This window comes from Oligosphaera ethanolica (genome assembly GCF_030814695.1).
In the GTDB taxonomy this organism is placed as follows: Bacteria; Verrucomicrobiota; Lentisphaeria; order Oligosphaerales; family Oligosphaeraceae; genus Oligosphaera; species Oligosphaera ethanolica.
In genome coordinates this window covers 3,634,606-3,648,447 of the sequence record NZ_JAUSVL010000001.1, presented here as the reverse complement: position 1 = coordinate 3,648,447, position 13,842 = coordinate 3,634,606, and the positions used below count along the sequence as shown (strand labels likewise).

Annotated in this window: 11 protein-coding genes; 4 read left to right on the top strand and 7 right to left on the bottom strand. The window is 59.3% G+C overall.

What is annotated here, in order from left to right:
- Positions 1–87 precede the first annotated feature (87 nt).
- The 3 genes from rbfA to nusA all read right to left on the bottom strand — a co-directional run bounded on the left by rbfA (position 88) and on the right by nusA (position 4,114).
- Positions 88–486: a 30S ribosome-binding factor RbfA gene (gene rbfA, locus J3R75_RS12620; RefSeq protein WP_307262053.1), complete on the bottom strand. Its 399-nt coding sequence runs from the start codon at positions 484–486 to the stop codon at positions 88–90.
- A 27-nt stretch (positions 487–513) separates the two neighbouring features.
- Complete coding sequence (infB, locus tag J3R75_RS12615) at positions 514–2,712, bottom strand: translation initiation factor IF-2 (RefSeq protein ID WP_307262051.1); 2,199 nt, start codon at positions 2,710–2,712, stop codon at positions 514–516.
- Positions 2,713–2,854: 142 nt separating this feature from the next.
- On the bottom strand, positions 2,855–4,114 hold the full coding sequence (gene nusA / locus J3R75_RS12610; protein ID WP_307262049.1) for a transcription termination factor NusA: 1,260 nt from the start codon (positions 4,112–4,114) through the stop codon (positions 2,855–2,857).
- 1,273 nt (positions 4,115–5,387) lie between these two features.
- Here nusA and J3R75_RS12605 point away from each other — a divergent pair.
- Complete coding sequence (locus J3R75_RS12605) at positions 5,388–6,428, top strand: hypothetical protein (RefSeq protein WP_307262047.1); 1,041 nt, start codon at positions 5,388–5,390, stop codon at positions 6,426–6,428.
- 6 nt (positions 6,429–6,434) lie between these two features.
- On the top strand, positions 6,435–7,178 hold the full coding sequence (locus J3R75_RS12600; protein ID WP_307262046.1) for an ABC transporter permease: 744 nt from the start codon (positions 6,435–6,437) through the stop codon (positions 7,176–7,178).
- Positions 7,179–7,325: 147 nt separating this feature from the next.
- Here the strand turns inward: J3R75_RS12600 and J3R75_RS12595 are convergent, their stop codons facing one another.
- From J3R75_RS12595 to J3R75_RS12580, 4 genes are all read right to left on the bottom strand, one after another.
- Positions 7,326–10,265: a family 78 glycoside hydrolase catalytic domain gene (locus tag J3R75_RS12595; RefSeq protein WP_307262044.1), complete on the bottom strand. Its 2,940-nt coding sequence runs from the start codon at positions 10,263–10,265 to the stop codon at positions 7,326–7,328.
- A gap of 62 nt (positions 10,266–10,327) precedes the next feature.
- Entirely contained in the window at positions 10,328–10,597 is a 270-nt protein-coding gene (locus J3R75_RS12590; RefSeq protein ID WP_307262042.1) for an HPr family phosphocarrier protein, read from the bottom strand.
- A 181-nt stretch (positions 10,598–10,778) separates the two neighbouring features.
- Entirely contained in the window at positions 10,779–11,237 is a 459-nt protein-coding gene (secG, locus tag J3R75_RS12585; RefSeq protein ID WP_307262040.1) for a preprotein translocase subunit SecG, read from the bottom strand.
- 227 nt (positions 11,238–11,464) lie between these two features.
- A complete protein-coding gene (locus J3R75_RS12580) occupies positions 11,465–11,947 on the bottom strand; it encodes a hypothetical protein (protein WP_307262038.1) in 483 nt (160 codons plus the stop codon).
- A 204-nt stretch (positions 11,948–12,151) separates the two neighbouring features.
- Here J3R75_RS12580 and J3R75_RS12575 point away from each other — a divergent pair, with 204 nt between their 5' ends.
- Complete coding sequence (locus tag J3R75_RS12575) at positions 12,152–12,316, top strand: hypothetical protein (RefSeq protein ID WP_307262036.1); 165 nt, start codon at positions 12,152–12,154, stop codon at positions 12,314–12,316.
- 210 nt (positions 12,317–12,526) lie between these two features.
- Positions 12,527–13,756: an ABC transporter ATP-binding protein gene (locus tag J3R75_RS12570; protein ID WP_307262034.1), complete on the top strand. Its 1,230-nt coding sequence runs from the start codon at positions 12,527–12,529 to the stop codon at positions 13,754–13,756.
- Positions 13,757–13,842 lie beyond the last annotated feature (86 nt).

Below are 13,842 nucleotides of genomic sequence, written 5' to 3'. Positions count from 1 at the left end.
AATGGCCGCAGGCTACCGTCCCGCCCCGCAGTGGCGGTAATGGGCGGCGGCGACCGGCGAGAAAAAACACCGCGGCGCGGCAATCCCTTAGGCCTGCGTTTCGTCAGCCGCCGCCTCGGACTCTTGGTCTGGGCCTTTACTCTCGTCGACCTGCAGCGTATCCAGGATGGACATCACCCGGTCCGCCTTGGCGGCAGTCTGGTCCAGTTTGAAATGCAACCGCGGTGTGTACTTGAGGATCACTTTGCGCGACAAATCGTGCTGGATGTGCGCACGCTTCTTGGCCAGAAAGGTCAACACGGCCTTGCCAGCGTGCTCGTCACCGTACACGCTGACAAAGACCAGCGCCTCCCGCAGGTCCGGCGCAATCCGCACGTCGGTGACTGTCACCAAGGTCTTGATCTCAGGACTGACCAGCACCTCGAAGACCTGGCCCAATTCCCGACGCAACAACTCATTCACTCGCTTTAACCGATCTACAGCCACTACAACACCCCTGTGTTCACAGCAATCTTATAACTCAGGAGCGATTTCAACAACCTCGAACAGCTCAATCTTGTCGCCGACCTCGAAGTCCTCAAAATTGTCCAAACGAATACCACATTCCAAACCGGCGTGCACCTCGCGCACGTCATCCTTGTAGCGCTTCAACGACTGCACCTGACCGTGGTAGATCAGTTCCTTGTCGCGATACACTTTCGCCTTCGCATTCACGCGCATCACGCCGGAATTGACGCGGGAACCGCAGATCTTGCCGGCCTTGCTGACCTCGAAGACCTGAATGATCTCGGCCTCGCCCAACGGCGTTTCCTTGATATCGGGCTGCAGACGGCCACGCATGGCCTTCTCCACTTCCTGGAGCAGCTCGTAGATGATCGAATACAGGCGAACGTCCACGCCTTTCTGTTTGGCAAAACGGTTCACGCCAGGCATCACGCGCACATGGAAACCAAGAATGACCGCCTTCGACGCCGCAGCCAACACCACGTCGTTTTCACTGATTTCGCCGACGCCGCTGTGGAGGATGTGGGCACTGATGCGGTCAGATTTGAGCTTGGCAATGCAGTCCGTTATGGCCTCTAGACTGCCACGCACATCGGTTTTGAGGATGATCGGCAGTTCGGGCTTCTCTTCCTTGGCCAACAAGCTGAACATGTCGTCAAGCGTAACCATGCGTTCGACACTGAGATTGCCCTGGCGAGCGGCCTGCATAGCCTCTTCCGCCAGCACCCGGGCTTCGCGCTCGTTGGCGCAGGCAAGTATCTTGTCCCCAGCATTGGGCACGCTAGACAAGCCCATGACTTTCACCGGCATCGAGGGCGATGCCTTCTGCACACGCCGCCCCTGCGAGTCTATTAGCGCGCGCACCCGGCCATAGCACTGACCACAGATAACCGCGTCATTGAGTTTCAACGTGCCATTGCGCACCAGGACGTGCGCCGTCGGCCCCATGCCGGTTTCCATCTGGGCTTCGATGACCAAGCCTTCAAACGGCGCGTCGGGATCGGCATTGAGCTCCAGCATTTCCGCTTCAAGCAAAATCTGTTCAAGCAGCTCGTTGATGCCCACACCGGTATGCGCCGACACCGGTAGCACTTCCGTTTCACCACCCCAATCACGCGGGGTAATGCCGTGCTGCTGTAGCCCCAGCAAAACTTTGTCCGGATTGGCTGCCGGCAAGTCCATTTTGTTCATAGCCACGACAATCGGCAAATTGGCGGCCTTGGCGTGGTTGATGGCTTCGACGGTCTGAGGCATGACGCCGTCGTCAGCGGCCACCACCAGCACGGCGATATCCGTCGCATTGGCGCCACGCGCACGCATGGCCGTGAAAGCCTCATGGCCGGGCGTATCAAGGAAGGTGATGGTCTGATCACCAACCGTCGCCACACTCGCACCAATGTGCTGTGTAATGCCGCCAGCTTCGCCAGACGTCACATGGCTATGGCGGATGTAGTCCTGCAACGATGTTTTGCCGTGGTCGACGTGGCCCATGAAAACCACCACCGGCGGCCGGCCAACTTTGCGGTGCGGCCGCACCGACAGAGGAATCCGATTTTCCTGGCCAGGCTGGCCGCCCCTGTCGCGATCGCGACCCTTCTCCCGCCGCTCACGCACAAAGACAACACCATGACGCTCACAAATCTTCTCCACGAGCTCGACATCAAGCACCTGGTTGATAGCCGCAAAGATGTTCATGGTCATCAACAGACCAATGAGCTCGTTGGGCTTCTTCCCCAGGCCTTCGGCAAGATCACGCACCGTAATCGGCGCCTTCAAATGCAATTCCTTGGCGCCGGCTTCCTCGACGACAGCGGCGGCCTCCTCGTCGTCCCCAGACTCATCCGTGGCGTCCGCGTCAACTTTTCTCGGGGGAACGGCAACATGGGCTTTTTTACCTGCCGCATCTTTGTCAATCACAGCCTTCTCAACAGGCTTAGCCGCGGGCTTGGCCACAGGCTTATCGGCGCCGGTTTTCGCCACCGGAACCGGCGGTGCCGGCGGTGCCGGCGGCTTGTTGTCGGCCTTTTTCTGCTGCTCTTTTTGCCGTTCGGCGATGACCAAATCGCGAATTAAGTCCGCAGTATCGGCCTCGAGGGTGCTCGAATGGCTCCGGACGGCACAGCCTTCATTTTCCAGCAGGGCCATGAGCTCCTTGTTGGTCAGGCCGAGTTCGCGGGCCAGTTCATATACTCTCACACGGTCACTCATTGGCTTTGGGCCTCCACTTCTATGTTTACGCAAAAGCAATCATCGTCTTCACGGCCCCGCCAACGCCCTGTCACCAGATCATTGTGTCCCGGTATCTTCAGAACCGGAAGCGAGCGTCAGCCGCGGCCACGCCGCCGGCCGATTACACGCCGAGTGCATCTTGAGCAGCTTTCATAATTTCCGTCGCCCGATCGGCATTGAGACCGGGCAGTTCAGCAATGTCGGTCTCTTCACCGGCAACAATGCCTTCCAGACTGGCAAAACCATTGGCCACCAAAACGGCAGCGGCTTCCGGACCAATCCCAGCAACCTTCGCCAAGCTGTCAATCGCACGGCGCACCCGCTCCTCAAAGTCGTCCACCTTGTTGTCGGCCAGTTCCGCCGCCCGCTGGATATCAATGCGCCAGCCGGTCAGCTTGGAGGCCAAACGGGCATTCTGGCCCTTCTTGCCGATAGCCAGCGACAACTGGTCTTCCTGAACTTCAATGCGAATGGACTTGCGCTCGGTATTGACCTCCATGCGGGCAATCTTCGCCGGCTTCAGAGCGTTGGTCACGAAAACCCGGACGTCTGAATCCCACTGCAAAATGTCCACTTTTTCACCACCCAGCTCGCGAACGATGGTCTTCACCCGGGTCCCACGCAGGCCCACACAGGCGCCAACGGGGTCCACTCGCGGCTCCTTGGACGACACCGCGATCTTGCTGCGATAACCTGCTTCGCGGGAAACCGCTTTGATCTGCACCAGGCCTTCGCTGATTTCCGACACTTCCCGCTCAAAGAGCCGCGCCACAAATTCCGGGTGGGAGCGCGACACGTAGAGGCTCGGGCCAGGTTTGTCAGCATTGATCTCGACCAGCAAGGCAGTGATCAGGTCGCCGGGCTCGTAGTCCTCACCAGGTATGCGATCGCTGTGCCGCATCATGCCCTCGGCAGTGCCGATGCTGATAATCACTTCGCCGCGTTCCACGCGCCGCACTTCACCATTGACCAACTGCATGAGCTGATCCTTGAACACATCGCAAATGTTGCGCTTCTCGACCTGCCGCAACCGCTGCATGATCACCTGCTTCGCAGTCTGAGCCGCAATGCGACCAAAATTCTCCGGCGTGACTTCCCACTCAATTTCGTCACCGCAACGCACTTCGGGATACTTCACCCGCGCCTCGCTGATGGCAATTTCCTCTTCGGGGTGCTCAACAATGTCCACCACAAAAAGCTTCGCCAAGCACTGAATCGCGCCCGTTTTGCGATCAATCTGCACGTGCAAATCCCGGGTGGCGCACACTGCCTTGCGGGCGGCGGACTCCAAGGACTCTTCCACCAGGGCGATAAGAGTCTCGTGATCAATACCGCGCTCGCGCTCCAAAGACTCTAAATTGACTAAAAAATCATTATTCATAACTACCACCCCTGGCACAATTGCCCGCGTTGTGCCTCATTCGCTGAAGCATTTCTGCCGATACAAAAAACTTCCCACGCATTCTTACACACGAGGGAAGTGACCGTGATTGCAAAATTGTCCTGTCATAGCCCACTACGGCCATGTCACCAACGGGACTACCCCGCTCCGTGATCCGTCTGCGTCGTGCATAACAATATAGCGCTGTAGGGCACAATAACAACTTATTTTGTCAGCAGGATGACATGTTTGGGTAATCGGTCGGCCATTGATACCAGACGGAGCGCATCAGGATGCCCCAGGCGCGTCCGTCTCCCAACCGTAGTCACGCGCGCCCGTCTCCCAGCCGTAGTCCCGCGCGCCCGTCTCCCAGCCGAGGTCTCGCGCGCCCGTCTTCCAGCCATGGTGCGGGCTTTCAGCCCGCGCCGTCGCAAGAGGCCAGCAAGCGTCCATTCGCGCGCCCGTCTCCCAGCCGTGGTGCGGGCTTTCAGCCCGCGCCGTCGCAAGAGGCCAGCAAGCGTCCATTCGCGCGCCCGTCTCCCAGCCGTGGTGCGGGCTTTCAGCCCGCGCCGTCGCAAGAGGCCAGCAAGCGTCCATTCGCGCGCCCGGCACCCCTGGCCGCGAAGCGGCAAGCGCCCTGGAAGGGCGCTGTCATCGTAGCCCAGGGCAAGCGACGCCGAAGGCGCGCGCCGCCCTGGGTAGCGCGCCATATTGGTCCGTGTTCCTCAGCCTCTTTGGCCCCAGTCGGCGCAGCTGACTGGGGCCAAAGAGGCAATGGAACTCATTGATTGCGGCGGCAATTTTGTGCTGTGACCCATCGTCGCAGGTCTTTTTGGCCGCCCCTTCAGGGCTCTTTTGGGATGGGGCACCTTACCCAGGGCGACGCGCCCTGCGGGCGCTTGCCCTGGGCTATCTTAGGGCGCACCTTCGGTGCTCAAAACCTCGGCGAATGATCTTGTGCATGGTCACAAATCAACTCCTCGCCAACCATTGCCAGTACACTACGTGAAGAGCATTAATCCTATGAAACCCGCAGCCGCAAAGGTCAGCGGGAATCAAGGTCGAATGGTTGGGCGGCGATTGGCCGTGGGTTTTCTGCAAATTGTCCCCGGTGTTTCCCCCCCGGGGTGGTTACTGACCAATGTCATGTTTGGACATTCGGGCGAAAACGTGTGCTGGCGACCTCCTGCCTGCACGGTCGGTGCTATAGTAGTTTTTCCGTTCATCGCCGTCGTCCGGCGGCAGTCACGCCACGCAGGAGCGTTGTTCACTCATGACATGCATGCAATCTTTACGGTCGCCACGCAATCTCCAGCAGACCAGCCACCGCAACCTCTGCCAGCAGGCGTTGACTCTTCTCCTGCTGTTGGCCATGGTCGTCTCCTGCCGCCGGGAGGCACCAGTGGGTGAAGACCCCGCGGCGACTTCCAGGCCGACGCGTCCGCTGCTCATTTTTTCGTCCAGTCCCGCGGCGACATCGCCGCAGCTGCCCTGGCTGGCGGCGGTTGCCGACGGCAGTCTCGGCGCCATCACTACCCACGAACGGCAGGACTGGCAGAATCAGCAACAACTGCTGAGTTCGCTCCTGTCGGGCAAGGGCGATGTGTGGCTGGGACACTGCGAGGGCTTTGCCCGTGCGCGCAATGCCGGCGCGCCCATCCGCATCCTCGCCATCAGCGGCTGGCGCAAGTGGTCGGTCATCGCGCGCAGCAAAGGCCTGGCCTGGCCCGAATTGCTGCGCAGCAGCCAGCCATTTGCACTCCCGGCGGCACCGCCGGCCAGCCCCGGCGAAATGCTGCTTGAACATCTTCTGGCGGCAGACGGCATCGTCCTGCGCGCAGAGCCCAATGAACCCAAACAGCTGATGCTCAAGCTGCTGAGCGGTCGCGTGAACATGGCGCTGCTCCCCGAGCCCATGGTCAGCACCATGCTCGCCAAAGACCCGTCGCTGAGCATCGTTGCCAGCCTCGAAGACCTCTACAGCAAACGCCATGGCGGCCAGCAGCGCGTGCCCTGGGCCGGCTTCGCCATCCACGAGGACTTGATCCGCTCCCAACCCGACCTGCCCGCCAAACTCGTCGCGGTCCTCACCGCCGCCGCCGCGCGCCTGGCGACGCTGCCGCCCGAGCAGATCGCCGCCGTCTGGCCAGACGAACTCTGCGATTTTGTCCCCCGGGATATGCTGCTGACCGCGCTGCCGCGCGAACTCATCCTGGTCGAGCGGGCCTGCGATGTCGAGGAGGAAATCAAGACATTCCTGGCCATCGTCAATCCCGACTTGCCTTACGACCCGGCCTTGTTGTGGAGGCCCTGAACAACCATGTCGCCACTGACCATCATCCGCAAAGCCTCGCCCTTTGTCATCCTACTCCTGTGCTGGGCTCTGGCCAGCATGCTTTGCGGCCCGGCACTGGTACCCGCCCCCGGCACAACCGCGCTGAAGCTGCTGGCGCTTCTTGCCAGCCAGGCGACCTGGAGTCACGTGGCGGCGACCCTGCTGCGCGGACTTGGCGGGCTTGCCCTGGCCGCCGTTGCCGCCTATGTGCTGGGCATTCCCTGCGGCCTCGACCCGCGCCTGCTGGAATTCTTCTCGCCCCTGGTGACCGCCGCGCAAAGCTGCCCGCCCATCGTCTGGATTTCCCTCGTCCTGGTCTGGGTCAGCACGGGCTCAACGGTGCCCATCATCGTCGTCTTCGCCTCGGTCTTCCCGGTGCTGTTCATCAATATCGCCCAAGGCACGGCACACTTGGACCGCAATCTCTTCGCCATGGCGCGATTCTACCGCGTGCCCCGCCGCCGCTTTCTCAGCCAACTGATCCTGCCAGGCATCGCTCAGTCGAGTCTGGCGGCTTTCACCTTCGCCCTCGGCATCACCTGGAAGGTCACCGCCACCGCCGAATTCTTCGGCGCCGCCACGGGCATCGGCGCACAAATCCAGCGCGCATTCCGATTGATGGACATGGCCGGACTTTTCGCCTGGACATTGATCATCATCGCCATTGGCCTGGCCCTCGAGCTCGGGCTGATCCACCCCCTCCGCGACCGCGCCAAACACCATTACTGACCTACCCGACAGTGCAGCGGCCAAGGACTGCCGCGGCAGTTGCACGACAACAACACCACGCCTCCCCCCCAAAAAAAACGGGGCCGTGGCTCGCGCCACGGCCCGTCATGTTGTTTCCTCTGTTGCCCCCCAGTGGGGGACGAGCGGTCAGCTTTCGTCCTGAGCCAGGATGGCCACTTTTTCGCTCACCGAAAGGATGGCCGTCTCGGCGATTTTCGGATTGAGGATGGGAATGACTTCCAGCGGGTAGGTCGCCGAAATGGCGGCCTCGAAAACGCCGTCCGCCCGCATCTGCCACTCGACATTGATGTGGCCGTGCGGCGTCGGTATGCCCGCCTTGACCCACGGCACTGCTAGCGGCATGGGATTGAAAAAGACCATGCGCATGCCCGGTGCCGCCGGCCGAATGCCCACCAGCTCCGAGATCAGAAAAACATTCGGCGACACACCATAGCCATGGCATTTACTGCACATGCGCAGTTTTGACGCCGGGTTGTCAGGATCAAAGAGCTCCCACCAGGTCGTGGCGCCAGCTTCGACCATCTTGCCCCAATAATGCTTGATCAGGCGCATCGCCCATGCGTTCTTGCCCAAAGCAAAGGCCGCTTCCAGCAGAAAATGCTTGAAATAGGGGTTATTCGCTTCGCCGGCGCTGAAAAGCTCATAGGGCTCGTCGTCGCTGAAAAAATGCTGCCAGATGGTCTCGTACTGTTCCGGCTGGGCAATGCCGCCGTAGATGGCCAGAACGTTGCTCTGCCAGGACTTGTACGGCGATACGGCGCCGTCATGGAAGCCATCGGCGTAGAGGCCGTCATCAGGCACCCAAGTCAGCTCATGAATCTCCTGGGATACCTTGGCGACGCGGTGTTTGTAAATCTGCGCCTGATCCGGCAGTTCGGCCTGCGCCGCCAGCCATGACGCGCAGAACAGCGCCCGGCAGTAGATCGCGTTGAGGCCAGTGCAGATGCCCTCGCGGTCAATGACGCCGTGGTCAAGGAAACAGTAGGTGCCAAGATAGTCGTGCATGTCGCCCAGCGGGCCATCAGGATACTCGGCCATCCGGTCATAATACGCCAAGAGATTGGCCAACACCGGCATCATCTTCTTGAGAAAAGCCGTGTCGCCGGTGTACATGATATGGCGGTACAGCCACACCGGCCAAAGCAGCGAGTAATCTGGCACGGCCTGGAAAAGCCCGGAAGGGCTCAGAGCGTTGAATTCGCCCGTTTCCAGCTGCGTATGGGCAAAAGACTCGAGAGCCTGCGCGGCTTGATCGGCAATGCCATAGGCGTAGTAGCCCGCCCATGACTGGATCATCGCATCCGGTATGCACTGCGTCTGGTCCTTGGTGGGGGAATCGATGTACACTCCTTGGATAGTCGTCGCCAGGGTGTTGCAGCCGACTTGCCAAATCGCGTTGAGAGTCTTGTCCGGCGAGTCAAAAGAGCCCTGTGAGAGCGGTTCAATGGCCGGCATCCACGACCCAAGTTGCACCAGCGTGATGCGCTGTTTGACCCGCCTGGCCACCACCATGATGTAACGGAAGCCTTTGGGTACACTGGATATCCACTCACAGGGATAGCCGGTGGCAAAGGTCAGGGTGCTGGTATTCCGGCGCTGGCGGTTTTCATAGGCGATCACTTCGTCGTTCAAGTAATGTTCGCCGCAGATGACGTCAAGAATGTCCCCGTCATTGCCGATGGCCTTCAAGCAGGGATAAGCTAGGATGGTCTGCCCAAAATCAAAAATGAGGTAGTCTTTTTCCTTCATCTTGTAAGGCAGATTGAGCGCGCTGGCCGGTTTCCCCGGCGATGGTTCGTACACGCAACTCAAGTAGAAGGCGCTGATGTCCTGCGGCCACGTTTCCCCCGGGTTGAAATTCGTTTTGGTGAGCTGGTCGAAGGGAAAGCCGGGGTGGAAGAGACTCAACGGCGTGCGCAGCGGCCCGGTGACGCTCCAGCCCGGCGTGGAACTGAAGTCCGGCTTCTGGAAGACCGCCAGGGCGCCCACGGGCAGATCCGGCCACAAAATGAGAACACCGCTGTTTTCGGTGAGGGTTTCCTGCGCAATAACGATGTGGTTCCAGCCGGGCTTGAGCACGGCCTCGAATTCCTGGTTGACGAGATCCTGCGGCCGCAGGGGCTCAATGGCCACGCGGCGGCTGCTGCAACGAATGGGCGGCGGCGGCACCGCCTGCTCGCTGATCAGAACGTCGTTGATATAAAGCCGGTAGGGCTCATCGCAGATGCAATAGCCGACCTGCTGGTCACCCGGCGGGCAATACACGTAAGTTTCAGCGGCATAGACGCCCGCCCGCTGCCGTCCAGGCGCCGCGCCATAACTGATCCACAGGGCCTCCTTGCGCTGCTGGTAGGTGCCAATGTCCGCAATGGCGGTGTACGGATTGGAATCCAAAATCCGCTGCACACTGTTGTCCGAATCCAGGGCGCCGAACTGGAAGTCTGGCGCGTACATGATGTTCGGTGTCTGCCAGGCCGTGCGGTTCAGATTGCTTGCGGGATCCATGCCCTGAACGGTGCCCTGCCCGTCCTGACTGGTCGGGCCCCACTTTTCCCGCGTTGACCAATCGAAGGGATAAAGCCGAAAGTCCAAGTGCTCGCAAAAGACATCGACCGATGATACCCGCAAGCCCGTATCCGGGAAGCAGATGGCCCGGTGACAGAGCCACTTCTCATCCGTCCACAGCGTCGGCTCGCCATCAATATCCAGTTGCAGCCACAGCCCGTCCGGCGCCTGGCACATTCCCGCCAGTGGCAGGTGCGGATTGAAGACATGCACGGCGATGTGGTTGGTACCCACTTCCAGCAAGTGGCTGATATCCACGTGCTTGGCATAGGCCGCCCGTTCCGCGCGCGGATGCGGCGTCGGCCCGCTAGCACAGAAACGACCGTTCACAAAAACCTGGTAATACGCATGGGCGGCCACCCACAGTTCGGCCAGACCAGGGGTTTCGTACAAAGGCAGATTACGCCGGAAGAAGACATGCGCACCGCCGGCCTGCTCAGGCCCATTCAGCCATATCCACTTCCCGCTGATTTGTTCCGGAAGTATCTGACTCTGGGGCATAGTTCCTCCTTGCCAAAAAACAACCCGCTGCATTCATGACCACCCGCTGGCAAGACAGGCCATCACCGGAAGTCGTAGTTCTTGCTGAACAACGCCAGCAGTTCGTCGCACTTCTGCTCTTCGTCAGGTCCTTCAACGGCTATCTCAACGTCGTCACCATTGGCCAATGCCAAACTCAGCAAGGATAAAACACTTTCAGGAGACGCTTCACTACCATCCGGCCCCCGCACAATTATCCTGCCCTGATATCCCCTGACTGCTTGTGATATGATCCCAGAAGGCCGACAATGAATCCCGTAGGCATTCTGGATCGTCGTCTTTTTGCATATCATCGCATGATTTCTCCACGTACCGAACTGGGGCCAGTGATGGCTTGAAAGACGTCGCCGGTCTAAAGGTGTCACCGGAATAAAAAAAAACAAGGCGACCCACGCGGATCGCCTTGTTTTTTATAGCTAAAACATCCCGGCAACCAAAGAAACCGACAAGGCAGCCGAAAATGATAACGCTGTTTTACTCAGCCGGAGCAGCCGGAGCAGCAGGAGCAGCAGGAGCAGCAGGAGCAGCAGGAGCAGCAGGAGCAGGAGCAGCGGTTTCCGTCTTCTCGGCAGCGGCGTCTACCTTTTCGGCAGCGGCGTCTACCTTTTCGGCAGCGGCGGCAGCGGGCACGCTGGTCGTGTCAATCGTCGCTGCCTGCGGAATGAGTTCGGCGGCGCTGGTGTCATCGCGCAGACGGCCGATCACCGTTGCCAGAAACAGCGTTGACACTAGGAATATCGCCGCAATCCACGTCGTAGCCTTGGTAAGGACATTGCCGGCAGAAGCCCCGAACATTGACTCAGTCATGCCGCCGCTAACCGCGCCAAGACCGCCGCCACTCTTGCTCTGCTGAATCAAAATGATACCTATCAGCAAAAAGGCGCTAACAATGGATACAATGCTCAGCAATACATTCAAAATGGTCGACATCATGCTCAGTGACTCCCGGCTATCTTATTCATGGTGGCTTCAGGTGATGCTTGCGCCCGTAAATAAAGCGTCAGAATATAAAGGCTAATCGCCGCAAAGCAAACAACAGCACCACCCAAACTACTGCTTACCGTAATCAGTGAGTGATTGAGAATGGCCGATCTCAGAGGACAACTGGGACCATGGGGACGACTTGGCGACTGCGCGCACTGGGACGAGGACTCACGGACTCATGAGGCATGGTCCCATGAATTGGACCGTGGGGACTTTCTGGACCATGGGGAAGGACGCCTTGGACTCAGAGGACCGGTTGTGGACTGCTTGGACGCCGGGGACTGACCGGCGGTATCCATAGCGTCCATGGTGTCCATGGTGTCCATAGCGTGCATGGTATCCATAGCGTCCATGGTATCCATAGCGTCCATGGTGTCCATAGCGTGCATGGTATCCATAGCGTCCATGGTGTCCATGGTGTCCATAGCGTCCATGGTGTCCATGGCGTCCATGGTGTCCATAGCGTCCATGGTGTCCATGGTGTCCATGGTGTCCATGGTGTCCATAGCGTCCATGGTGTCCATAGCGTCCATGGTGTCCATAGCGTCCATGGTGTCCATGGTGTCCATAGCGTCCATGGTGTCCATAGCGTCCATGGTGTCCATAGCGTCCATGGTGTCCATAGCGTCCATGGTGTCCATAGCGTCCATGGTGTCCATGAAAACGCCCAGTGTCCCGCCAGTCAAGAGGCGACACTGGCAGCCGGCTATTTCTCAATCACTCCTATGAAACCGATGCTCTGCATTTAACGGTATCCATGGCACTTGTTGTTTCAACCAAGCAGCCTTTTCTCGTCGTGCATTTCCGCCGCGAAGCGGCAGAAGCACCTTCGGTGCTCAAAACCTCGGCGAATGATCTTGTGCATGGTTACCAATCAACTCATGGCCGGCGATTGCCGCATGCTATGTGAAGAGCATTGCTCCTATGAAATCCGCTGCCTGGTTAGCCACCTATGTGTAATGGCTGGGTGGCGACTGGCCGTGGGTTTCCTGCAAATTGTCCCAGCGAAGCGCCGGGGTGTACACTGACCGATTGCGGCAAATCCATCGCCTCCTTCTTGCGGCGGTGGCGGGAACGCGGCAGGGGGATTATATTTCTCGCCGTCATTTCAGGGCGTGAGAGCGTCGCCTGAAATGATTCTTTTTTTATGTGGATGCGGGTTCCCCACCTTCCCGCCTCCCTGCACTGCAAGCTGACCACAAACCGCCACTCTGCGATTGGCATAGGGGGACCGTAAATTGGAGGATTTTCTCTGGTTTAAGGAGATATCGAAGACTTTTGCAACGACGCGCGCGGTCGACAACGTCTCCCTGGCCATCCAGCGCGGCGAGATCTTCTCCATCCTCGGTCCCAGCGGTTGCGGCAAGACCACGCTACTGCGCATGCTGGCGGGCTTTGAAGCGCCGGACTCAGGCCGTATCATCCTGGACAATAGCGACATCACCGACTTGCCCCCCAACATGCGCAAGGTCAACACGGTCTTCCAGAACTACGCGCTGTTCCCGCACATGACCGTGCGTGAAAACATCGCTTTCGGCCTCAAAGTCGCCAAACGCCCCAAAGCCGAAATTCGCGACGAGGTCGACCGCATGCTCACCCTGATCCAAATGCAGGACCATGCGGACAAAAAGCCCGCGCAAATCAGCGGCGGCCAGAAACAGCGCACGGCCATCGCCCGCGCACTCATCCTCAAACCCAGCGTGCTGTTGCTGGACGAGCCCCTCGCCGCTCTCGACCTCAAGCTCCGCCAGCGTATGCTCCTCGAACTCAGCCTCATCCACGATGAAGTCGGCATCACTTTCATCTACGTCACCCACGACCAGGGCGAGGCCATGAGCATCAGCGACCGCATCGCCGTCATGAACAACGGCCGCGTCGAACAAATCGGCACCCCCGCCGAAATCTACGAGGCGCCAAAAAGCAGCTTCGTCGCCGCGTTCATCGGCGATACGAACTTTTTCGACGGGCGCATCAGCGACGTCGTCGACGCCGAATATTGCCGCATCGATGTGCCAGGACTCCCGCGCATGCTCTGCTTCAACGATAAAAAACTCGCCAAGGGCGACCTCGTCCACCTCAGTATCAGACCAGAAAAATTTCAAATAGCGCTGGAGCAGCCGGCGGCGAATCCGAAGTACAATGTGTTGCCCGGCGTGGTCGAGGACGTGATTTACCAGGGCGACCACACGCGCTACTGGGTGTCGATCGGCGACGACTGGCGCATATCCATCTCCCGCCAGCATACCCGCTTCATGCTGGACGAAAAGCCCATCCAATGGCGCGACCAGGTCTTCATCTCGTGGTTTGCCGATGACGGCTTCATGCTCGAACGCTACAGTGAAAAAGACGAAGAACTGCTCGAAATGCCGCCCCAAAGCGTCGGCGAAAATGACGACAGCGACAAGGATGACGAGTCCACCGACTCCGCCCAGGTCGACACCAACGACACTACTGGCGAACCCATATAAGGACAAGCCTCATCCCGACCCTGAAGCGAGCCGAACATCAACGAGGCATCGTCACCTTCCAGAAGCGAGCCGACAACGGACAAGCA